1 protein-coding gene is annotated in these 425 nt (G+C 31.8%); it reads right to left on the bottom strand.

The genetic code is table 11. The annotated features are described in order from the left end of the window. Window positions 1-185 (bottom strand): replication initiation protein (locus tag M3175_RS24530; RefSeq protein ID WP_251524621.1); only part of this gene is annotated, 185 nt, incomplete at its 3' end. Window positions 186-425 lie beyond the last annotated feature (240 nt).

Genomic DNA, 425 nt, shown 5'->3' with positions numbered 1-425 from the left:
GTATCTGGATTTACCCCAAACGCTAAAAAATCATCACGAGTAATATAAAACGCTGTTTCAGGATCAAGCGGTACGCCTTTAGGAATTTGCTTTAAAGCACAGTAAATTAACCGTTGTTCATTTAAGGTTAAATTGTATGCACTGGTGACAATGGAATTGTCCATTACAATTAGGTCATTACTCATTAGACAAGCTCATAATAATCTTATTATGAGAATAATACCATAATTCATAAATGAGTAAAATACATTACTCATATTTAGCCGTCATTTACTCATATTTAGCCGTCATTTACTCATATTTAGCCGTCATTTACTCATATTTAGCCGTCATTTACTCATATTTGAACTTCGCAAACCATTGATACAAGCGGTCTGCAAAGGGGTCTAAAAACTATATAAAAACTATATAAAAACTAAAAAAAC

Origin of the sequence: Robertmurraya korlensis, from assembly GCF_023715225.1 — a bacterium.
GTDB lineage: Bacteria > Bacillota > Bacilli > Bacillales > Cytobacillaceae > Robertmurraya_A.
This window is presented reverse-complemented; position numbering and strand designations above follow the sequence as displayed.